The 19,388-nt window shown below is 66.3% G+C and carries 21 protein-coding genes; 14 read left to right on the top strand and 7 right to left on the bottom strand.

What is annotated here, in order from left to right; all coding sequences use genetic code 11:
- Positions 1-109: 109 nt before the first annotated feature.
- Positions 110-718: a TetR/AcrR family transcriptional regulator gene (locus AAHH99_RS18820; RefSeq protein WP_064414697.1), complete on the top strand. Its 609-nt coding sequence runs from the start codon at positions 110-112 to the stop codon at positions 716-718.
- A gap of 9 nt (positions 719-727) precedes the next feature.
- Here AAHH99_RS18820 and AAHH99_RS18825 read toward each other — a convergent pair whose 3' ends face one another.
- From AAHH99_RS18825 to AAHH99_RS18835, 3 genes are read right to left on the bottom strand one after another with little or no spacing between them, the layout of a single operon-like run.
- Positions 728-1,174, bottom strand: a complete 447-nt coding sequence (locus tag AAHH99_RS18825) for a hypothetical protein (protein ID WP_064414696.1) — start codon at positions 1,172-1,174, stop codon at positions 728-730.
- A 52-nt stretch (positions 1,175-1,226) separates the two neighbouring features.
- Complete coding sequence (locus AAHH99_RS18830) at positions 1,227-2,372, bottom strand: thiolase family protein (RefSeq protein WP_064414695.1); 1,146 nt, start codon at positions 2,370-2,372, stop codon at positions 1,227-1,229.
- 16 nt (positions 2,373-2,388) lie between these two features.
- Positions 2,389-2,811, bottom strand: coding sequence for a Zn-ribbon domain-containing OB-fold protein (locus AAHH99_RS18835; protein ID WP_064414694.1), 423 nt, complete (start codon positions 2,809-2,811; stop codon positions 2,389-2,391).
- A gap of 84 nt (positions 2,812-2,895) precedes the next feature.
- Between AAHH99_RS18835 and AAHH99_RS18840 the strand changes: the two genes are divergently transcribed.
- From AAHH99_RS18840 to AAHH99_RS18855, 4 genes are read left to right on the top strand one after another with little or no spacing between them, the layout of a single operon-like run.
- The gene (locus tag AAHH99_RS18840; protein ID WP_064414693.1) at positions 2,896-3,315 is read left to right on the top strand and encodes a nuclear transport factor 2 family protein; all 420 of its coding nucleotides are present in this window, start codon (positions 2,896-2,898) and stop codon (positions 3,313-3,315) included.
- Positions 3,312-4,115, top strand: coding sequence for an SDR family NAD(P)-dependent oxidoreductase (locus AAHH99_RS18845; RefSeq protein ID WP_418770041.1), 804 nt, complete (start codon positions 3,312-3,314; stop codon positions 4,113-4,115). The genes AAHH99_RS18840 and AAHH99_RS18845 overlap by 4 nt, the downstream gene beginning before the upstream one ends.
- Position 4,116: 1 nt before the next feature.
- A complete protein-coding gene (locus AAHH99_RS18850; protein WP_418770042.1) occupies positions 4,117-5,136 on the top strand; it encodes a zinc-binding dehydrogenase in 1,020 nt (339 codons plus the stop codon).
- Positions 5,136-5,666 (top strand): VOC family protein, encoded by a 531-nt coding sequence (locus tag AAHH99_RS18855; protein ID WP_418770043.1) that lies wholly within the window; start codon positions 5,136-5,138, stop codon positions 5,664-5,666. Before AAHH99_RS18850 ends, AAHH99_RS18855 begins: the two co-directional genes overlap by 1 nt.
- A 17-nt stretch (positions 5,667-5,683) precedes the next feature.
- Here AAHH99_RS18855 and AAHH99_RS18860 read toward each other — a convergent pair whose 3' ends face one another.
- A complete protein-coding gene (locus AAHH99_RS18860; protein WP_418770044.1) occupies positions 5,684-6,400 on the bottom strand; it encodes an enoyl-CoA hydratase/isomerase family protein in 717 nt (238 codons plus the stop codon).
- 90 nt (positions 6,401-6,490) lie between these two features.
- Between AAHH99_RS18860 and AAHH99_RS18865 the strand changes: the two genes are divergently transcribed.
- From AAHH99_RS18865 to AAHH99_RS18890, 6 genes are all read left to right on the top strand, one after another.
- Positions 6,491-8,071, top strand: coding sequence for an AMP-binding protein (locus AAHH99_RS18865; RefSeq protein ID WP_418770045.1), 1,581 nt, complete (start codon positions 6,491-6,493; stop codon positions 8,069-8,071).
- Between the two features lie 81 nt (positions 8,072-8,152).
- Positions 8,153-9,343, top strand: coding sequence for an amidohydrolase family protein (locus tag AAHH99_RS18870; RefSeq protein ID WP_418770046.1), 1,191 nt, complete (start codon positions 8,153-8,155; stop codon positions 9,341-9,343).
- A 103-nt stretch (positions 9,344-9,446) separates the two neighbouring features.
- Complete coding sequence (locus tag AAHH99_RS18875) at positions 9,447-10,922, top strand: FadD3 family acyl-CoA ligase (RefSeq protein WP_418770047.1); 1,476 nt, start codon at positions 9,447-9,449, stop codon at positions 10,920-10,922.
- Positions 10,923-11,061: 139 nt separating this feature from the next.
- The gene (locus AAHH99_RS18880) at positions 11,062-11,991 is read left to right on the top strand and encodes a hypothetical protein (protein ID WP_418770048.1); all 930 of its coding nucleotides are present in this window, start codon (positions 11,062-11,064) and stop codon (positions 11,989-11,991) included.
- Positions 11,988-12,653, top strand: a complete 666-nt coding sequence (locus tag AAHH99_RS18885; protein ID WP_418770049.1) for a hypothetical protein — start codon at positions 11,988-11,990, stop codon at positions 12,651-12,653. Before AAHH99_RS18880 ends, AAHH99_RS18885 begins: the two co-directional genes overlap by 4 nt.
- Before the next feature lie 10 nt (positions 12,654-12,663).
- The gene (locus AAHH99_RS18890) at positions 12,664-13,353 is read left to right on the top strand and encodes an IspD/TarI family cytidylyltransferase (protein ID WP_418770050.1); all 690 of its coding nucleotides are present in this window, start codon (positions 12,664-12,666) and stop codon (positions 13,351-13,353) included.
- Here AAHH99_RS18890 and AAHH99_RS18895 read toward each other — a convergent pair.
- Positions 13,331-14,062: an IspD/TarI family cytidylyltransferase gene (locus AAHH99_RS18895; RefSeq protein WP_418770051.1), complete on the bottom strand. Its 732-nt coding sequence runs from the start codon at positions 14,060-14,062 to the stop codon at positions 13,331-13,333. The two genes, AAHH99_RS18890 and AAHH99_RS18895, sit on opposite strands and share 23 nt — an antisense overlap.
- Before the next feature lie 57 nt (positions 14,063-14,119).
- Here AAHH99_RS18895 and AAHH99_RS18900 point away from each other — a divergent pair, with 57 nt between their 5' ends.
- On the top strand, positions 14,120-14,539 hold the full coding sequence (locus AAHH99_RS18900) for a ChaB family protein (protein ID WP_418770052.1): 420 nt from the start codon (positions 14,120-14,122) through the stop codon (positions 14,537-14,539).
- A 13-nt stretch (positions 14,540-14,552) separates the two neighbouring features.
- Here the strand turns inward: AAHH99_RS18900 and AAHH99_RS18905 are convergent, their stop codons facing one another.
- Positions 14,553-15,836 (bottom strand): MFS transporter, encoded by a 1,284-nt coding sequence (locus AAHH99_RS18905; protein ID WP_418770053.1) that lies wholly within the window; start codon positions 15,834-15,836, stop codon positions 14,553-14,555.
- Between the two features lie 322 nt (positions 15,837-16,158).
- Here AAHH99_RS18905 and AAHH99_RS18910 point away from each other — a divergent pair, with 322 nt between their 5' ends.
- Complete coding sequence (locus tag AAHH99_RS18910) at positions 16,159-16,932, top strand: MerR family transcriptional regulator (RefSeq protein ID WP_418770054.1); 774 nt, start codon at positions 16,159-16,161, stop codon at positions 16,930-16,932.
- Here AAHH99_RS18910 and AAHH99_RS18915 read toward each other — a convergent pair.
- Positions 16,922-18,130 (bottom strand): ABC transporter substrate-binding protein, encoded by a 1,209-nt coding sequence (locus AAHH99_RS18915; protein WP_418770055.1) that lies wholly within the window; start codon positions 18,128-18,130, stop codon positions 16,922-16,924. The genes AAHH99_RS18910 and AAHH99_RS18915 overlap by 11 nt on opposite strands.
- A gap of 164 nt (positions 18,131-18,294) precedes the next feature.
- Between AAHH99_RS18915 and AAHH99_RS18920 the strand changes: the two genes are divergently transcribed.
- Positions 18,295-19,020: a DUF1906 domain-containing protein gene (locus AAHH99_RS18920; protein ID WP_418770056.1), complete on the top strand. Its 726-nt coding sequence runs from the start codon at positions 18,295-18,297 to the stop codon at positions 19,018-19,020.
- The last annotated feature ends 368 nt before the right edge of the window (positions 19,021-19,388 follow it).

Below are 19,388 nucleotides of genomic sequence, written 5' to 3' on the forward strand. Positions count from 1 at the left end.
TGAATATGCTGAGCACTTGCTTAGCATGGGGTTAAGGTCGTGGTCAAGATCGGACGGCGGGGCGCCACTACGATCGGCGTGTCGGAAGGGCGGGAAGAGAAGTGATCGAATGACTGGCGTTTCTGGGCCCACGCGGCGTATCGGGGCCCCAGACGCGAAAAACCGGGGCGTGCTGCTGGATGCCGCCGAGCAATTGCTGCTCGAGGAGGGCTACGCCGCGGTGACATCGCGACGCGTCGCCGACAAGGCGGGGCTCAAGCCGCAGCTCGTGCACTACTACTTCCGGACAATGGAGGACCTCTTCCTCGCCGTCTTCCGGCGCATGGCCGAGGCGGGTCTGAAGGCGCTCACCGAGGCACTCGCGTCGCCCCAGCCGCTGTGGGCGCTGTGGCGGTTCAGCACGCAACCGGAGGCCACCCGGCTCACGATGGAGTTCATGGGCCTGGCCAATCACCGCAAGGCGCTACGGGCCGAGATCATCTACTACGCCGAACGTTTCCGCGAGGAGCAGAACAAGGCCATCGCGTCGGTCCTCGAACGCTACGGCGCCGACGCCGAGGAGGTTCCGCCGGTGGTGTGGACGGTGTTCGCGACGAGCGTGTCCCAAGCGCTGGTGGTCGAGCGGGCACTCGGCATGACCACCGGGCACGCGGAGACATTCGCCTTCTGCGAGAAGTGGATTCGCCGCCTGGAGGGCGAACCGCTCACGGCGGGGTGAGAACGAGGCTCACCAGTTCCGGATCGAGCAGAGCGCACCCTTGGGTCCTTGATGGGTGGCGACCACCACGCCGTCCACCGCGAGCACGCAGTGGACGTTCGGCCTCGCCTCGCCGGCACCGCTGGTCGCTGCGACCATCGCCCACCGGTCGGGATCGGCGAGCTGGACGTCGAGGTTCCACTGCTGGTCCGGGCCGACCTGCGCCTCGACCTTCGGGCTGAACTGGTACGGGTTGTGGCTGTAGGCGGCCCAGTTCGGCGGATCGACGTCGCGGTAGTAGATGTCGACGTAGAACGGCTGCTCGGAGAACACCGAGTACTTGACGTTGTGCAGCACCGGCGGTGGGGGATCCTGCGCCACCGCGGGCGCGCTGACCGACAGCACGCCACCGGCGGTCACCACGGTTGCCGCCACGAGGGCCGGCAAAGCGATACGGGCCGAGCGACCGAAGATCATTTCCGGATCTTAGAACGATGAGCGCGACCCAGGTCGCGAATCGCCAACCGCATCAGACCGACAGGATCGTCGCCGATGCGGTGCCCGGTGCGCCATACACCTGCGCCAGGCCCACTTTCGGCTCGCCGGGGACCTGACGGTCGCCGGCCTCGCCGCGCAACTGCCGGACCAGTTCATGCACCTGCCGCAACCCGGAGGCCCCGATCGGCTCACCGTTGGCGATGAGCCCGCCGTCGGTGTTGATCGGTATCGAACCGTGGATCTCGGTGGCGCCGTCGGCGAGCAGCTTCTCCTGCTCGCCGTCGGCGCACAGGCCGGTCTCGGCCATGTGGATGACCTCGGCACCCGCGTCGGTGTCCTGAAGCTGTGCGACGTCGACGTCCTCCGGTCCCAGGCCCGCCGCCTCATACGCCGCCTTGGCGGCATAAACGGTCGGGGAGGCATCCTCGTCGAGCGGCGCCGACGTCGCGTGAACCTCGTAGGCGCCGAAGCGTCGGGTGCGAATCTCGGTGGCGCGCACGTAGACCGGCTTCTTGGTGAAGCGGTGCGCGATGTCGCCGCGGCACATGATCACCGCCGCGGCGCCCTCGTCGGGCGCACAGAACATGTATTGCGTCAGCGGATAGTTCAGCACCGTCGAGCTGAGGATCTCCTCTTCGGGGATCGGCTTGCGTCGGAACGCGTTCGGGTTCAACGCGCCGTTGCGGAAGTTCTTGGCCGCGACCTTGGCCAGGGTGGCCTGCGAGATGCCGTGCTTGTGAAGGTAGTGGTTGGCCTTCATCCCGAAGAACTTGGTGGTGACGAACTGGCCGTTCTCGGCATACCACTGCGGCAGCGCGAGTTTCGCGGGATCGTCGGTGAACGCACCGCGCGGGTGCTTGTCCAGGCCGATCGCGATCCCGATGTCGTACTTGCCGAGGCGAATGGTGTCCGCGGTCTGCTGGATCGCACTGGCGGCGGTGGCGCACGCGTTGAAGACGTTGGTGAAGGTGATGCCCGTCAGCCCGACGAGCCGGGTCACCGCGTCGGGGTTGGACACCTCGTAACTGCCGCCGAAGCCGAACTGGATGTCCTTCCATTCCACGCCGGCGTCGGTGAGTGCGGACTGGATCGCCTCAGCGCCCATCTCCATCGCGGTCTTCGGGAATCGGCCGAACGGGTGCAGTCCCACGCCGATGATCGCCACGTCGTTTGTCATTCCGGTGCTCCTGTGTCTAGACGGGCTTGAAGGCGAAGGTGACGACCTCGTTGCCGTCGTCGTCGGTGGTGAACGGCACCATCGTCAGCTCGACCTCCATGCCGAACTCGAGCTTGGCGGGGTCGTTCTCGGTGAGACGGCCCTCGACGCGGATGACGTCCTCGAGCTGGACCAACCCGACGCCGAACGGCACGAAGTCGTTGCCCGTGGGGCCCTTGTACGGCGCGCCGGGCGGGAACCCCTGCGTCGTCCACGCGACGAGCGTGCCGCGCCGGGGCAGCTTGAGCTCGGACATGTCGCCGGCACTGCACCTGGGGCAGCGCTGCTGAACCGGGAAGGCGGTGGCGCCGCACGCGCCGCACCGGCTTCCGATCAGCTGCGGGTTGTCATCGGGCCAGGTCGAGATTTCGGGCGCGAGCGCCACTTGCTGTGTCGGCACGCGCCGACGATAACTGGAAATGACGTTCTCGTCTAGAGAGAACCGGGGTCGTCAAGCGGTCAACTCGCTGCTAGCCTCCCCGATGTGGACGCCGACAAAGCGCAGATCGCCGAGATCCTGATTCGTTACGCCACCGGAATCGACTTCAAAGACTGGAAGCTGTTCCGCACGTGCTGGGCCGATGAGGTCAACATCGACTACGGCGATCTGGGGACTTTCACCGACGCCGACGCCTTCACCACGCTGATGGAGCAGATCCACGGCGGCATGGGGCAGACGTATCACCGCATCTCCAACATCGTCGTCGACATCAAGGCCGACCGGGCCACGGCGCGGTCCTATGTGCACGCCGTGCTCAAGGCCGTGCCCGACGACGACGGGAGTTGGATAGACGCGCTCGGTCACTACGACGACGAGCTCGTTCAGACTCCGGACGGTTGGCGGATCGTGAAGCGGACCACCAACATCGCGCGAGTGATGAGCGCGGCCGGCGTGGCGCAGTGAGCACCGGGTTCGCCGCGCGGTATGGGCCGTGGGCGGTGATCGCGGGGGCGTCGGAGGGCATCGGCGCCGAGATGGCGGACCAATTGGCTTCGCGCGGGCTCAATCTCGTCGTGATCGCGCGCAACGGGGCTCTGCTCGACCAGGTCGCCGCGGCGACGCGTGATCGGCACGGCGTCCAGGTGCATGTTCTCGTGCAGGATCTGACCGCCCCCGACATGGTGGCCAAGGTCGCCACCGCAACCGCTGGCCTCGAGGTGGGGCTGGTCGTCTACAACGCCGGCGCCTCGGACCGCACGACGACGTTCCTGGAGAACGACCTCGAGTACTCGCTCAAACAGGTCGCGCTGGACTGCGTCGGGCCGATGGCGCTGGCCCGCCACTTCGGACCCGCCATGACCGAGCGCGGCCGCGGCGGCATCGTGATCGTCGCGTCACTGGCCTGCCTGGCCGGATCGGCGACGCTGGCCGTGTATTCGGCGGTGAAGGCGTTCCAACACACCTTCGCCGAGGGACTGTGGGCGGAGCTGGGGCCGCACGGCGTGGACGTCTGCTGCACGCCGCTCGGCATGACCTACACCCCGGCGCTGGCCCGGATGGGTGTCGAGTACGACCCGCAGACGCAGATGCGCTCGCAGGACGTCGCCGCCGAGATCATCGCGAACATCGGCAACGGGCCCACCTACGTCGTCGGCGAGAACAACCGCGCCATGGCATCTCAGGTCTGGACGGTCGACCGGCGCACTCTGGTCGAGATGATCAGCGCGGCCTCAACCGATTTCGCCGCCAAGAGAAAGGGCTGAGATGCGAGCGGTGGTGTTGCGCGACGGAAAGCTCGACGTCCGCGAGACGGCCGATCCCGAACCCGGCCCTGGGGAGCTGCTGATCAAACCGCTGGCGGCGGCGATCTGCGCTTCGGATGTGCACTACATGGACCATCCGAATTCGTCGCCCCGGTTCCTATGGGATCCGGACCGCGACACCGTGATGGGCCACGAATTCGTCGGTGAAGTGGTGGGTCACGGACCCGACTGCTCGGGCGACTTCCCGGTCGGAACACGGGTCACCAGCATGCCGATCCTGATCCGCGCGGGCCAGGAGCCACTGGTGATCGGTCACCATCCCGACGCCCACGGCGCGTTCGGAGAGCTGATGGTGGTGTCGGAGATGATGTCGCGACGCGTGCCCGACGGCGCGCCGAACGACGCGGTCGCGCTGGTCGACGCGTTCGCGGTCGGGGAGTACTACGTACGGTGCTCGGGTGTGGGGCCGGGCGATCTTCCCCTGGTCATCGGCGCGGGCGCCATCGGCCTGTCCACGGTCGCCGCGCTCAAGGCGCGCGGCGTCGCCCCGATCGTGGTGTCGGACTACATCGACGACCGTCTGCGCTACGCCGCCGAATTCGGCGCCGACGTGCTCGTCAACCCGGCGCAGCGCGACCCCTACGAGGTGTGGCGGGAGACGTTTCGCGCCAACAGTTTTCAGACCACACAGGTGATCCTCGAGTGTGTGGGCGCCCACGGGTTGATGCAGACGATTGTCGACAACTGCGAATTCCTGGCGCGAGTGCACGCCGCGGGCGGGTGGTACGACGCGGGCACCATCGACTGCACCGCTGCCACGCACAAGGGCGTGACGATCCAGTTCGGCGGGGGACCCCACCCGCAGGACTGGTACGGCACGCTCGACGCGGTCGTCGACGGCCGCCTCGACCCATCGCCGAGCATCGGGGCGACGATCGGTCTCGACGAGGTGCCCGAGGCCATCGATCAGGTGCGCAAAGGGCTCGGGCCGCCGCGCATTGTGGTTCATCCGGAGGTGTGATGAGGATTCTTCCCGGTCCGATCCGTCAGATCGGTTATGTCGTCACCGATATCGACCGAGCGATCGCGAGTTGGCTCGAGCTCGGTGTCGGGCCCTGGTTCGTCATGCGGAATCTGGCGCTGAGCGCCCGCTACCGCGGCGAGCCGTGTGAGATCACCCAGTCGCTGGCGCTGAGCAACAGCGGCGATATGCAGATGGAGCTGATCCAGCAGCACAGCGAGGCGCCGAGCGTCTTCACCGAGTTCCTCGACGCCCACGGCGAGGGCTTCCACCAGTTCGCGTACTGGGCAAGCGATTTCGATGCCACCATGCGCAGTGTGGCTGACGCGGGATGGCCGGTGGTGTGGTCGGGCGGCGAGGACGTCGGCACCCGCTTCGCTTACGTCGAACCACCGGGCGTTCCCGGTCATGTCGCACAGATCATCGAGATCATGGAACTGACCGAGATCACCAGCGGTATGGCGGCGTTCGTCCGCGACGCCGCCGCGAACTGGGACGGCAGCGACCCGATCCGCGTGCTGGGCGGGTAGTCGCGACGGGCGCCGGACTACTTGGCGCGGTTCATCGCCTTGTCGGCGGCTGCCCAGTGCTCGTCGGACACCCACAGCCGCGCGAATGCGTCGACGGCCTCGTCGGTCGAGGCGCCCTTCATCACGCGCTTGATCTCGCCGGCCGGTCGGTGGGCGAGCTTGCGGGCGATCGCGCGCCAGTCGTCGTCGAACGACTCCCGCGCCAATACCTGATCGACCAGGCCGACGCGTTCGGCCTCCTCGGCCGAGAGGATGGTGCCGGTGCCGGCCAGCAGCAGTGCCTTGCTGTATCCGACGATTTCGACCAACCGCTCAGCGCCGCCCCAGGCGGGCATGATCTCCAGCGCCACCTGGTTGAAACCGATCCTGATGTCGGAGGCGGCCAGCCGGATGTCGGCCGAGACCGCGAACTCGGCACCGCCGCCCAGCGCATGGCCGTTGAGCACGGCGATGGTGACGCCGGGGAAGGACGCGATGCGATCACACACCGCACGCATACGCCTGGCCATGGCGGCCGCGTCGGCCTCGGTGCGCAGCGTGGCCAGTTGTTTGAGGTCGCCGCCGGACACGAACGCCCGGTCGCCTGCGCCCCTGACCACGAGCGCGGTCGCGCCTTCTGCGCCGTCGAGCGCGGCGTCGAGTTGCTCCATGGTCTCCGGCGCGATGGCGTTCCGCGCTTGCGGCCGGTCGATGGTGACGACCGCCAAGCCGTCCTCCAACTCGAGGTCTACCATCGATCGTTCTCCATTTGCGATATTGGCATTCTCGGTTTGAGAGAATAGCATCGCCTCGAGTCGGAGCAGCCGCCTGAGTGTGGGGAGTCCATGCGCAATATCCCGGTCGAGCTGACCAAACGCTACGAGGAGGAAGGCTGGTGGACCCGGGACACGCTCGGTGAGCTGTTGGCCCGGCACCTGGTGGCCAATCCGGATACCGGTTTCTGGGTGCACTCAGATGTGCGTCCGTTCGCGGGCACATTCGCCGAAGTGGAACTGCAGGCCCGTCGCCTCGCGGCCGGCCTGCACAAGCGCGGGGTCGGTCCCGGGGACGTCGTCGCGCTGCAGCTGCCGAATTGGATGGAGGCCGCGGTCGCGTTCTGGGCCTCCACCTTCCTGGGTGCGGTCGTGGTGCCGATCGTGCACTTCTATGGTCGCAAGGAACTCGCCCACATCCTGCCCACCGCGCGGCCGAAGGTCTTCATCACCACGCGCGAATTCGGCCGGATGAAATTCCAGCCCGACCTGGCCGCCGACGTCCCGATCGTGGCGCTCGTGGGCGCCGACGAGCGCTTGTGCGAGGAGCATGTCTACAGTTTCGACGAGCTCCTCGACGACGACCCGATGGCGGGCACATTGGCCACCGATCCGGCGGGCCCGGCGCTGATCGCATTCACCTCGGGGACGACGAGCAACCCGAAAGGCGTTGTGCACAGCCATCAGACGCTGGGCTTCGAAACCCGTCAGCTGCTCGAGAACTATCCGAAGGACCGCGGCCGCCAGTTGACCGCAACGCCGATCGGTCATTTTATCGGCATGGTCGGTGCGTTTCTGATCCCGGTGCTCGAGGGCGCCCCGATCGATCTGTGCGACGTGTGGGATCCCGGCAAGGTGCTCAAACTCATGGAGACCGAAGGGATGTCGATCGGCGGCGGGCCGCCGTACTTCGTCACCAGCCTGCTCGACCATCCGGACTGCACCGACGCGCACCGTTCCCGGTTCACCACCGTTGGTCTCGGCGGGTCGACCGTCCCCGCGGCGGTGACGCGCCGGCTCGCCGACATGGGGTTCTTCGTGTTCCGCTCCTACGGCAGCACCGAGCATCCGTCCATCACGGGCTCGCGGCCCAGCGCGCCGGAGGACAAACGGCTCTACACCGACGGCGACCCGCGTCCCGGCGTGGAGATCAAGCTCACCGAGGACGGTGAGATCCTCTCGCGCGGACCGGATTTGTGCCTGGGCTACACCGACGACGAGTTGACCGAGCGGGCGTTCGACGACGACGGTTGGTACCACACCGGCGACGTCGGAGTGCTCGACGAGGACGGCTACCTCACCATCACCGACCGCAAGGCCGACGTGATCATCCGTGGGGGAGAGAACATCTCCGCCCTCGAAGTCGAGGAGGTGCTGCTCGGTATGCCCGGAGTGGCCGAGGCCGTCGTGGTCGCTGCGCCCGACAACCGGCTCGGTGAGCGCACCGCAGCGGTGCTTCGCATCCGGCCGGGCAGCACGATGCCATCGCTTGATGAGGTGCGCGCCCACTTCAAGCACGCGGGTGTCGCGGTCCAGAAGTGGCCCGAGGAACTGCACGAGGTGCCCGAGGGCGAGGACTATCCGCGCACGGCGAGCGGAAAGGTTCAGAAGTTCGTCCTGCGGGAGCAGGTGCGAACCATGGCGCGGGGGTAAGTCCGTCGGCACGACCGTCAGCACATTGCGAACCGGACACCAATGAGAATAGGATTCTCGCGAGAAGAAAAGGAGTGTTCCATGGGACAACTTTCACACCGGGTCGACATCCCGTTTCCGCTGTTCGATGCGGACAACCATCTCTACGAGCCACCCGAGGCGATGACCAAGTACCTCCCGAAGGAGTACAAGGACATCGTTCAGTACGTCGAGGTCAACGGCCGCACGAAGATCGCGATCAAGGGCCAGATCAGCAACTACATCCCGAACCCGACCTTCTCGCACGTCGCCAAGCCCGGCGCGTGGGAGGAGTACTTCAAGTTCGGCAACCCCGACGGCAAGAGCAAGCGCGAACTGTTCGGTGAGCCGATGCGCTCGATCCCGGCGTTCTTCGAACCGGCTCCGCGGCTGGAGCTGATGAACGAACTGGGTGTGGACCGGTCGCTGATGTTCCCGACGCTGGCCAGCCTGATCGAGGAGCGCCTGCGCGACGATCCGGTCGCCATACACGTGATCATCCACTCGCTGAACCAGTGGCTGGACGAGGTGTGGGGCTTCAACTACCAGAACCGCATCTTCGTCACCCCGGTGATCACGCTGCCCATCGTCGAGAAGGCGATCGAAGAGCTTGAGTGGGCGGTCGAGCGCGGCGCCCGCGCCATCCTGATCCGTCCGGCGCCGGTCCCCGGTTTCCGCGGCCCGCGTTCGTTCGCACTGCCGGAGTTCGACCCGTTCTGGGAGCGCGTCGTCCACCACGACATCTTCGTCGGCATGCACTCCTCGGACAGCGGCTACTCGCGCTACACCTCGGAGTGGGACGGCGTCGCGCAGGAGATGCTGCCGTTCCAGACCAACGCGATGTCGATCCTCAACGAGTGGCGCCCGATCCAGGACGCCGTGGCGTCGTGGGTCATCCACGGTGCGCTGTTCCGGCACCCGAAGCTCAAGGTCGGCATCGTCGAGGCCGGTTCGAAGTGGATGTTCCCGTTGCTGGACTCGATGGCCGAGGTCTACAAGAAGGCCCCTGAGGCGTTCATGGGCAACCCGATCGAGGAGATCAAGAACCGCATCTTCGTCAGCCCGTTCTACGAGGAGGGCATCGACGACCTGATCAACCTCATCGGCGTGGATCAGGTGCTCTACGGCTCGGACTGGCCGCACCCCGAGGGCCTGGCCGAACCGACGCACTACGTGACCGCGCTCGAACACCTCTCGGTCGAGGATCAGGCGAAGATCATGGGCGGCAACCTGGGTCGCCTCGTCACCGTGTGACGTACCGAAACGCCCCGCGCTGCGACGATCAAGGGCGCCCCGCGCCCGATGAGGAGTAGCGCCATAAACGGGCGCTGCGACGATCAAGGGCGCCCCGCGCCCGATGAGGAGTAGCGCCATCAACACCTGGGAGACCATCCCCGAGATGGTCTTGAGCGTAGCGGACCGTTTCGGCGACGCAGAAGCGGTCGTCGACGGTCCGTTGCGCTTGTCCTTCGGCGAGCTGATCGAGCGGATACGTTGCGCGGCAGGCGCGTTCGCCGACTTTGGGATCGCCAAAGGTGATCGGCTGGCGATCTGGGCGCCGAACTCCGCCGACTGGATCGTCGCCGCGTTTGGTCTGCTGGTCGCCGGTGGTGTGCTCGTTCCGGTCAACACCCGGTTCAAACCGGAGGAGGCGGCCGACGTCATCGGCCGCAGCGGGGCGAAGGCCGTACTGGTGCAGAAGGACTTCCTCGGCCTGGACTATTCGGTGAGCACCGATGTGCCGGTGATCGACCTCGGTTCGGGGTTCCTGTCCGCCGGCGCCCCGTTCGACGACCGCGTCGGCGACCTGACGGGTACCGACATCGCCGACGTCATCTTCACCTCGGGCACCACCGGCAGACCCAAGGGCGCGATGATGAATCACCTCCAGACGCTGCGCGCATACGAGGAGTGGGCGACGCTCGCCGACCTCCGCGAGGGTGATCGCTACCTGATGATCAACCCTTATTTCCACACGTTCGGGCTCAAGGCCGGACTCATCGCCTCGTTCTTACGGGGCGCCACGATGCTTCCGGTGGCCGCGTTCGACGTCGATACGGTGGTCGACCTCGTCGAGCGGGAGCGCATCACGATGTTGCCCGGCCCGCCCACGCTGTACCACTCGCTGCTGACCGTGGCCGACAAGGACCGGCTCGCATCCCTGCGGGCAGGTGTGACCGGCGCGGCCGACATCCCGGTGGAGCTGATCCGCCGCATCCGCGACGAGCTGCCGTTTCAGAGCTTGATGACCGGCTACGGGCTCACCGAAGCCGGCAACGTGACGTTGTCCCGCCCGGGCGACACCCCCGAGGACGTCGCGACGACCGCGGGCCTGCCGTGCGAGGACGTCGAGGTCCGCATCGCCGACGACGGCGAGGTGTTGGTGCGCGGCTACAACGTGATGCAGGGCTATCTCGACGACCCCGCTGCGACCGCCGACGCGATCGACTCCGAGGGCTTCCTGCACACCGGTGATCTCGGCGAGTTCACCGAGTCGGGCCGGCTGCGGATCGTCGGGCGTAAGAAGGACATGTTCATCGTCGGCGGATTCAACGCCTATCCCGCCGAGATCGAAGGCTTTCTGCTCGAACACCCCGCGGTGGCTCAGGCCGCGGTCATCGGGATTCCGGACGACAGGTTGGGCCAGGTGGGCAAGGCATTCATCGTGCGCAGCGCCGGCCACGACGGCGTCACGGGTGAGGACCTCATTTCGTGGAGCCGGGAACGAATGGCGGGTTTCAAGGTGCCACGCTCTGTAGAGTTCCTCGACAGCCTGCCGTTGAACGCCACCGGCAAGGTGATGAAGGACCGCCTTATGGACAATCGCCGCTGAGCGTATGCGTAGCGCGTAAATAGCATTTCCGCAGGAAGACAGTGTTTGCCGGGCGATGCCTGCGCAGGTATCGTCGCGGCGATACTCAAAAATCGATAATGGCATTCTCACTAGTGGTGAAACAGACAAGGAGGGCGCTGTGCCGTCATTCAGGCGCCGCGAGTCGGTGATCGACGCGGACCGCGTCGAAAAGCCGTCGCAGGACGACCCTGAGCAGCGGTCGGCGGACTCGGACGAGGCGCTTCGCCTTGCCGAGGAGGCGGAGGCCGAAGCGGCCGAGGCGGAGGCGCTGGCCGCCGCCGCCCGCGCTCGCGCGAAGGCCATCCGGTTGCGCAGGCAGGCTGACGAGGCCAAAGGCTCCAAGGCGCCGAACTCGGAGGCCGACGAGGTTCCCGAGCCGGTCGAGGAGACGGTGCCCGGGGCGGACCCCACCGACACCGTGGCCGACGACGCCACCCAGCCAGAGGCCGACGACGCGTCGGCAGCCGAGACCGATGAAGCGGCCGACACCGACGTGGTCGACGACTCAGCGAAGCCCGACAACGCTGAGGCGACGAAGCGGTCCCGTCGCCTGCGAATGCCGCGAATCAGGTGGAAGATCGTCGCCGCGGCGGTGGCTGTCGTCCTGATCCTGGCGTTCGGCGCCGCGAGCGCATACATGGTGTGGCAGCACCGGCTGGCCCAGGAGGAGCAGCAGCGCACCGCCGAATTCACCGCCGCCGCGCGGCAGAGCGTCGTGACCCTGATGTCGCTGGACTTCAACAGGGCCCAGGAAGATGTGCAGCGCATCATCGACAACTCGACGGGTCAGTTCAAGGAGGACTTCGAGGCCCAGGCCGAGGACTTCACCCAGGTCGCCAAGGAATCCAAGGTGGTCACCGAGGTCACCGTGAACACTGCCGCGCTGACGTCGATGACCGACACCAACGCCACCGCGCTGGTGTCGGCCACCTCGCGGGTCACCAACACCGCAGGTGCCAATCAGGAGCCTCGCTCATGGCGGTTGAAGGTGGATCTGGTCCGCGAGGGTGATCAGATCAAAATGTCGAAAGTCGAGTTCGTACCGTGAGCGCCGAAACCAAACCCGACGAGGCCAATGTGAAGACCGCGGCCTCCGACGAACCGGAATCGACAGCCGTCGAACCGGAGTCGACGACGGCCGAGGAGGCGCAAGCGGCCGACAACTCGGAAGCGGCCGACAACTCGGAAGCGGCCGAGAAGAGCAGGCCGAAATCCCTGAGTGCCGTGCGGAGGCATCTCGGTGCGATTCTGCTGACAATTCTGCTGGTTATATCGGCGGGTGTAGCGGCCTGGCTTTACTTCTTCCAGTTCCGGGCCGACCAGCAGACCAACCCCGACGCCCAAAGGGTCGCCCTGGAAGCGGCGAAGTCGGGCACCGTGGCGCTCTTGTCGTATGCCCCTGACTCGATGGAGCAGGACTTCACGAACGCGAAGTCGCATCTGACGGGGGACTTCCTGAACTACTACACGCAGTTCACCGAGCAGATCGTGACCCCGGCGGTCAAGGAGAAGCAGGTCAAGACCAGCGCTGCTGTGGTGGAGGCCGGCGTGGCCGAGATGCAGCCCGACACCGCCGTGGTGTTGGTCTTCGTCAACCAGACGACGGTCAGCAAGGAGAATCCGGACGGGGCTTTCGCGGCGAGCGCGGTCAAGGTCGGCTTGACCAAGTCCGACGGCCGCTGGCTGATCAACAAGTTCGACCCCGTGTAGCGTCGCCGCCGTGACGGCGCTTACCGGCCAATCCCTAGCGGCGGTCGTGACGGTGCCTGCCGCCGAAAGCGCTGCCCTCGAACCGGTGGCGGGCCGATCGCCCCTGTCGCGCGTCGTGCACGACTGTCTGAAAGCGGTCACCGATCCCGCCAGGGCCGTGGTGGCGGTCGCCGAACAGCTCGCCGACGACGCGCGTGCGCTACTCGCCGGCGACCGATTACCCGTCGGCCTCGTGGTGGTCGCCGGGACCGCCACACGGGCACAGTGCCTGACTGCCGCACTCGAAAAGGTTGCGGCCGAGCCTGTTTCGGCATCACACGTGCTCGTCTACGACGTCACGCAGCCCCTGACCCCGTCGGAGCTGCAGGCTCGGGTCGTCGAGCGCCTGAGGCAGGGAGCTTCCGTCGTGTTGCCTGTCCTGCCGGTCACCGACAGTGTGAAGGTCGTCGACCAGCGCGGTGTCGTCACGGCCTCACTGGATCGGTCGACGCTTCAGACGGTGCAATATCCCCGCGGTTTCGCCGCCGACCACCTCGGCCGGCTGATCGCCGAGTCGGGCGGGGAGTTCGACGAGGCCGTCGAGGCCATCCGCTCGGCGGTGCCGGTTGTCACGGTCGACGGTGACGCGGAGGCCGTCACGGTCGACCTCCCGCACGACGGAACGCTCCTCGAGGCCATCATCGCGAGCCGCGCCCGGTGAGTGGTGTCAACAGACGTTCGGCGGTCGCGATGTCGCGGGCGTACGTCACCTTGATGTTGTGCGGTTCGCCCGGAAAGGTCTGCACCGCAACGTCGGCGAACGCCTCGACGCACGACGACGTATCGGTGCCCTCGAAGCGGTGACGTTCCGAGCTGCGGTACGCGGCGAGCAGTGGTGCGGCACGGAAGGCCTGCGGTGTCTGCACCCGAACCAGCGCGGACCCGTCGGCCGGCAGCCGCAGGGCGGTGGTCACCACGTCGCGAAGGGGCAATGCCGGTATCGCACCACCGGATTCGCGGGCGAGCGCGAGGGCGCGGTTGAACATCTCGGCGCTGGCCATCGGTCGCGCGGCGTCGTGGATGAGCACGACGTCGATGCGCCCGGACTCGATGTCGGTTTGCAGATGGCGTAGGACGTTGAGTTCGGAACCGTGCCGGGTGTGGCCGCCCTCGACGAGTTCCACATCGGCGGTGGGCAATTCGTGTGCAAGCATGTCCCGCGCCAGCGCCCACTCACCCTTTCGGTGCACCAGCACGATGCGGTCGACGTCTGGCACCGTCGTCAGGGTTTCCAGCGACCACACCGCCATTGGTCGACCCGCGACAGGGAGGTAGGCCTTGTTGCCGTCGGCGCCGACCCTGGTGCCCAAGCCCGCCGCGAGCACGACGGCCACGGCGCACGGCGGTGTCTCGGGCTCCTCGACGGTCACCCTCGTATCTTGGCACCGACCGTTTCGACACCCCACGGCCCGGGTACGCCATTTTGCATGCCGAAGACATCGAAGAGCGGCAGCGCCCGGAAGAGCGAACTGCCCAGCACACTGCAGAAGTCGGACGCCAAGGCCCAGCGGACCTTCGCCAAGGCCCATGACGCCGCTGCCGAAGAGTACGGCGAGGGCGAGCGCGCGCACCGCGTCGCCTACAGCGCGCTCAAGCACAGCTACGAGAAGGTCGGCGACCACTGGGAGGCGAAGTCCGAGAAGGGTCCGTCCGATGAGCGCGCGCGCAGCGGCGGCCCGAACGCCAAGGGCGACACCGCCGAGGGCGTGGATGCCAATTCCTCAAAGAAGCACCTCATGGAAATCGCGCGACACCTTGATATTTCGGGTCGGTCGTCGATGAACAAGGACGAGCTGGTCTCGGCGATCAAGAAGGCCAACCGCCGCGAGACCGCCCGCAACCGCTGACGGATCGGTTCGCTCAGTCGCCTGCGCCGGTGTGTCGGCCGCTGGTATCCAGCCCCTCCAGCAGCATCCGCTCCTGCTCGACCCTCATCACCCGGCGTGCCTTGCCGCGGGTGATGAGAATGCCGACGACCGCGAACGTCCAGATCGCGTACTGCACGGTCCAGGCCAGCCGGAACGAGTCGGAGGAAAATCCGCCCGTCGCGTCGAGGATCGCGCCCATCGCCTGCATCACCAGCAGCGAGGCGATGAAGCCGCCCATGTTGACCAGACCGGAAGCGGTGCCCAGCGTGGCACTGGGGTTGAAGGTGCGTGCGAAGTCGAAGCCGACCATCGAACCAGGTCCGCCCACCGATATCACGACGATCAGCACCACGAGCAGCCACAGCGGCGCCCTGCCGGGTAACGCCAACACAATGGTCCATATCAACGCGTTGCTGGCGATGATCGCCAGGACCAGGCGAGAGCGGCGGTGTGGCCGTCGTCCGGTGATGATGCCGATCAGCACCCCCGCCGAAATGGCGGCCATCACCGAGACGGTCAGCATCAAGCCGGCTACGCCGGCCGAAAGGCCCTGCGCGTTGGTCAGGTAGGGAACGCCCCACATCAGTGCGAACACGGTCACCGAGAACTGCGTGCCCATATGGGTGAAGAACCCGAGTCGGGTGCCCGGTCGCAGCCAGACGGTCTTGACGCTTGCCAGCGTCTCACGCACGGAGACCGCGTGGATCGCTATCGCGTTGCCGTGCGGGGTGTTCTTCACCGACGCGGCAGTCAGCGCCATCGACAAGACGCCGAGCGCGGCCACCGAAACGTAGGCCGTCGTCCAGCCCCACGCGTTGAGGACGGCGAAGAACGGAACCGCCGACAAAACCTGGCCGAGCTGGCCGCAGATACCGGTCAGCTGCGTCACCAGCGGAACCTGGCGGAGGGTGAACCAGTGCGGCACGAGTCGCAGCACCGAGATGAACGTGAACGCGTCGCCGAGACCCACCACCGCCCGTGCCCCGATGGCGGTGGGCAGCGATTCGGTGAACGCGAGCGTGAGTTGGCCGCCGGACATCAGCGCCGCACCCATCAGGATCAGCGTCTTGGAACCGAAGCGGTCCAGTAGTACCCCGGCAGGCACCTGCGCCGCGGCGTAGACGATGACCTGCAGCACGACGAACGTCGAAAGCACGCTGGGGGTGGCGTGGAACCGCTCGGCGGCATCGAGGCCGGACACGCCCAACGTGGTGCGGTCGAGGACGGCGACGATGTACGCAAACAGGCCGGTGGCCCAGACGATCCAGGGACGCACACCGAACCCTTTCTCGCCCGCGGTTGATAAGTCTGACTTTTCCATGGTTCCGCACGGCCGTGCGGCAGCGCTAATTCTGCGCCGGTGAGTTCGCTCACCGACCTGATCGGGCCGTGGCGCCGAGTTGGCTAGCAACAGTGGTTTCGCGTAGGTTCTCGATTGAGACTACTAAATTGACGCTGATAGAAGCACTATGATCGCCTCGTAGAGCGACAGTGGCCGCGAGGTCGATAGTTTGCTCGCGACCGTCGGCGCTATTACAGTGATCGCATGGATCGCCGCGTGGCTCAGCCGGCACGCGCCCCCGGCGGGGTTCGCTACGTTGACTGAATATCGCCTCAACGAGCTGGCGAAGATCTCCGGTGTCAGCGCCCGCAACATTCGTGCGTATCGCGAGCGTGGATTGCTGGATCCGCCGCGCCGGGTCGGCCGGTCGGCGTTCTACGACGACTACCACCTTTCACAATTGCGCACCATCAACCAGCTGCACCGCCGCGGCTTCAACTCCGCCCACATCGCCGAGTTCTTCGCCAGCCTGCGTGAGGGCGCCGACCTCGCCGACATCCTCGGCATCCAGCGGGCCGTGCTGGGTCGTCCTCAACCCGAAGCAGACGCCCGGGAAGCGTCCGTGTCGGCAGAGGCGAACGGGGAGGGGCTTGCGATCGGCGCCGACAGCCACGAGGTGCGGCAGTTGGTCGAGTTCGGCTTGGCGGAGGTGGTCGATGGCGCCGTGGTGTTGACCGATACCGCGGTGCGCCGGGCGGTGGCGCAGTCGGCGGATCCACTCTTATCCGTGCAAGTGCTGTCGCACATCGTCGAGGCCACTGACGGGCCTGTCGACGCGTTGGCGGCTCAGTTCTTCGAGGCCCTCGACGACTTCGTCGCGGCACGGTTTGGCGCAGAGTACGCGCCGACGGCGGAAAGCGGTGATGAGCTCACGCGGACGGTGCGCGAGTACCGGAACCTGTGGACCAGCGTCGTGTCCACTCGCCTGGACGAGGCGCTGCACCGTCACATATCCGACGCGAAATACAGCGTGGGCGGTCTACTCGGCGGACAGGCGGGACCCCCTCAGCGCGGCCCGCTCACTCGGTGATCTGCCGCCATCGTTCGACCCACTCGTCGTAGTCGGTGCAGTCGTCACCGCCGCCGTCGACGCACTTCTTCTGCGGTGTGGTCCAGTAGTGGATCTTGGCGGCGAAGCTCGCATCGGTGGCGTGGTAGATGTCGCAGAAGTCGCGCTCGGTGGTGAACTCGCAGGCCTTGGCGTTGGCGGGTGCCTCGCCGAAGAACTCGGCGGCCTCGGCGTTGACCTCCGGCGAGGAGATCCAGTTCAACCACTTGTACATGCAATTCGGGTGCGCGGCCTTCGATGCGATCATCCACGTGTCCGACCAACCGGTGGACCCCTCTTTGGGCAGCACCGTGTTGACCGGAACCTTGTTGCGCGCCCCGATCGTGTTGGCGATCACCTGCCAGGTGGTGCCGATGACGGAGGCGCCGGACTCGAACGCCTCCACCTCCTTGAGATAGTCCGACCAGTACACGCCGATGCTTTGGCGTTGCTCTTCGAGCAGGTGTACGGCGGCGTCGAGTTGCCGGTCGTCGAGCGAGTACGGGTCGTCGATGCCCAGTTCGGGTCTCTTCTTGGACAGGTACAACGCCGCGTCGGCGATGTAGATGGGCGAGTCGTATGCGGTGACCTTGCCGCGGTACCTGTCGGCGTCGTCGAAGACCGCCGCCCAGGAGTTCGGCGCGTCGCGCACGACCGCGATGTTGTACATCAGCAGGTTGGCGCCCCACCCGTGCGGGATGCCGTACATCTGACCGTTGACCGAATTCCACGGTTTGTCCTTGAGGAACGGCGAGATCGATTCGTAGTGGGGGACCAGTGCGGTGTTCACGGGAGCCACGTCGCCCGCGTAGATGAGCCGAAGGGTCGCGTCCCCGGAGGCCGACACCCCGTCGTATCGCCCGCTGCGCATCAGCCCGACCATCTCGTCGGACGTGTTGCCCAGCGTCACCTCGGTCTGACATCCGGTCTGCTGTTCGAACGGCGTCACCCAGTCGGCTTGCGCGTCGTTGGAGCCGTCTTCGGCATATCCGGCCCAGGCGATCAGGTTGAGTCGGCCCTCGCCCTCGCCGACCGAGCTGAGCGGTTCGATGTTCGGTGGCTCCTGGCCCGCGGGGGACCGTTGCCCGGGTGAGCATCCGGACGTCAGCGCGAACACCAGAACAGCACAGGTGATGACGATCAAGCCGGTTCGCGCGGCGGTGGGCGGCCTGCGCGCCATGGGTGTCACTCCTCGGTCGGTTGGCGGATCGTCGAACCGTGCTACCCGATGATTTCGCGTTTCGGCTTAGCTCGGCAACGCCGCGCCGAGAGAGCGAAGATTGGTGCAGATGTTGCCAGTGACATCCGCGTGATTGCTGTGACGGCTGTCGTATTCTGTGGCACGTGTCAGGATCGTGGCCGATATCGCGGCGGACCGTCCTCAAGGGCGCGGTGGCTGCGCCTGCGGCGCTCGTCCTCGGTGGCGGTGTGCACGCCGCACCCGCGTCGGCGGCGCCGCTTGGGATTCTCCTTGACTACGCCGCGGGTGTGCTCAAGGCCAGCGACATCCGAGCGGCGGGCGCCATGGGGGCGGTTCGCTACGTCTCCGACCGACGACCCGGCGGCGCATGGATGTTGGGAAAGCCGATCCAACTGGCCGAGGCGCGCGACCTGTACCAGGCTGGGCTGAAAATCGCGTCCTGCTATCAGTACGGCAAGAAGGACACTGCCGACTGGCTCGGCGGCCAGAACGCCGGCGTGGCCCACGCGAAACGCGGCTGGGAGCTGCACGTCGCCGCCGGCGGCCCTCAAGGCGCGCCGATCTATGCATCGATCGACGACAATCCGACCTACGAGCAGTACAAACAGCAGGTGGCCCCGTACCTGCGTGGCTGGGAAGCGGTGCTGGGCAAGCAGCGCGTCGGTGTCTATGCCAACTCGAAGACGATCGAGTGGGCGCTACAGGACGGCATCGGAACGTACTACTGGCAGCACAACTGGGGATCGCCGGGGAAGGTCGCGCATGCGGCCGCCCATCTGCATCAGGTCGAGATCGACAGCCGATCGATCGCGGGGGTCGGCGTGGACATCAACCACATCCTCAAGCCCCAATTTGGGCAGTGGGACTAAACCTTACCGATCAGTAAGTACGTTCAGCAAACTTTTCTCGGTGGCCGACGGCTCCGAGAAGACAGATCACGCCCGTCTGTCTCGTCTGAGCTCGGCGACGCCGCTGGTGAGACGCGTCGAAAATTTCTTCATAACGATTTGATAACGAAACCGCCGTGATCAGGGCACTTCTGCCTACTCGACCGTAACCACCTTCATGCAGGACGTTTGTCCCGAATACCTTCGGCCGGTGTCGAACTGCACGTTATCCAACCGCTGGTTACCCGAGCGTAGAACCCGTCAGTAACCATTTCGGGTGCGAAATCGAGCGCGCTTCTTATGACACTCTTAGTACGGCTGGAGTGCACGGAAGGCGGTTCGGCGAGGTC

The sequence above is a fragment of the Mycobacterium neumannii genome (assembly GCF_048452905.1).
Lineage (GTDB): Bacteria > Actinomycetota > Actinomycetes > Mycobacteriales > Mycobacteriaceae > Mycobacterium > Mycobacterium neumannii_B.

Coding starts and splice junctions, on each gene's coding strand:
- AAHH99_RS18825 (WP_064414696.1), bottom strand. CDS start 1,174: ATGATCTTCGGTCGCTCGGCCCGTATCGCTTTGCCGGCCCTCGTGGCG.
- AAHH99_RS18915 (WP_418770055.1), bottom strand. CDS start 18,130: ATGGCGCGCAGGCCGCCCACCGCCGCGCGAACCGGCTTGATCGTCATC.
- AAHH99_RS18865 (WP_418770045.1), top strand. CDS start 6,491: ATGCGCAATATCCCGGTCGAGCTGACCAAACGCTACGAGGAGGAAGGC.
- AAHH99_RS18830 (WP_064414695.1), bottom strand. CDS start 2,372: ATGACAAACGACGTGGCGATCATCGGCGTGGGACTGCACCCGTTCGGC.
- AAHH99_RS18860 (WP_418770044.1), bottom strand. CDS start 6,400: ATGGTAGACCTCGAGTTGGAGGACGGCTTGGCGGTCGTCACCATCGAC.
- AAHH99_RS18855 (WP_418770043.1), top strand. CDS start 5,136: ATGAGGATTCTTCCCGGTCCGATCCGTCAGATCGGTTATGTCGTCACC.
- AAHH99_RS18820 (WP_064414697.1), top strand. CDS start 110: ATGACTGGCGTTTCTGGGCCCACGCGGCGTATCGGGGCCCCAGACGCG.
- AAHH99_RS18900 (WP_418770052.1), top strand. CDS start 14,120: ATGCCGAAGACATCGAAGAGCGGCAGCGCCCGGAAGAGCGAACTGCCC.
- AAHH99_RS18875 (WP_418770047.1), top strand. CDS start 9,447: ATGAGGAGTAGCGCCATCAACACCTGGGAGACCATCCCCGAGATGGTC.
- AAHH99_RS18850 (WP_418770042.1), top strand. CDS start 4,117: ATGCGAGCGGTGGTGTTGCGCGACGGAAAGCTCGACGTCCGCGAGACG.
- AAHH99_RS18870 (WP_418770046.1), top strand. CDS start 8,153: ATGGGACAACTTTCACACCGGGTCGACATCCCGTTTCCGCTGTTCGAT.